This window comes from Vibrio sp. MarTm2, assembly GCF_027587055.1.
GTDB lineage: Bacteria > Pseudomonadota > Gammaproteobacteria > Enterobacterales > Vibrionaceae > Vibrio > Vibrio sinaloensis_D.
In genome coordinates, this window is sequence record NZ_JAPPTK010000041.1 from 1 (window position 1) to 1170 (window position 1170).

Sequence of the window (1170 nt, forward strand, 5' to 3'; positions counted from 1 at the left end):
TTCAGTGAAATCGAGTAGGGCGGGACACGTGATATCCTGTCTGAATATGGGGGGACCATCCTCCAAGGCTAAATACTACTGACTGACCGATAGTGAACCAGTACCGTGAGGGAAAGGCGAAAAGAACCCCTGTGAGGGGAGTGAAATAGAACCTGAAACCGTGTACGTACAAGCAGTAGGAGCACCTTCGTGGTGTGACTGCGTACCTTTTGTATAATGGGTCAGCGACTTATATTCAGTAGCAAGGTTAACCATCTAGGGGAGCCGTAGAGAAATCGAGTCTTAACTGGGCGTCGAGTTGCTGGATATAGACCCGAAACCAGGTGATCTAGCCATGGGCAGGTTGAAGGTTGAGTAACATCAACTGGAGGACCGAACCGACTAATGTTGAAAAATTAGCGGATGACTTGTGGCTAGGGGTGAAAGGCCAATCAAACCTGGAGATAGCTGGTTCTCCCCGAAATCTATTTAGGTAGAGCCTCGGACGAATACTACTGGGGGTAGAGCACTGTTAAGGCTAGGGGGTCATCCCGACTTACCAACCCTTTGCAAACTCCGAATACCAGTAAGTACTATCCGGGAGACACACGGCGGGTGCTAACGTCCGTCGTGGAGAGGGAAACAACCCAGACCGCCAGCTAAGGTCCCAAATTATAGCTAAGTGGGAAACGATGTGGGAAGGCTTAGACAGCTAGGATGTTGGCTTAGAAGCAGCCATCATTTAAAGAAAGCGTAATAGCTCACTAGTCGAGTCGGCCTGCGCGGAAGATGTAACGGGGCTAAGCTATAAACCGAAGCTGCGGCAATGTTCTTTGAACATTGGGTAGGGGAGCGTTCTGTAAGCCGTTGAAGGTGTGTTGTAAAGCATGCTGGAGGTATCAGAAGTGCGAATGCTGACATGAGTAACGATAAAGGGGGTGAAAAACCTCCTCGCCGGAAGACCAAGGGTTCCTGTCCAACGTTAATCGGGGCAGGGTAAGTCGACCCCTAAGGCGAGGCCGAAAGGCGTAGTCGATGGGAAACGGGTTAATATTCCCGTACTTCTTACAATTGCGATGGGGGGACGGAGAAGGCTAGGTGGGCCTGGCGACGGTTGTCCAGGTTCAAGTGCGTAGGCTTGAGAGTTAGGTAAATCCGGCTCTCTTTAAGGCTGAGACACGACGTCGAGCA

1 rRNA gene is annotated in these 1170 nt (G+C 50.9%); it reads left to right on the plus strand.

The annotated features are described in order from the left end of the window. A 23S ribosomal RNA gene (locus tag OH458_RS21920) occupies positions 1–1170 on the plus strand; the annotation flags it as partial.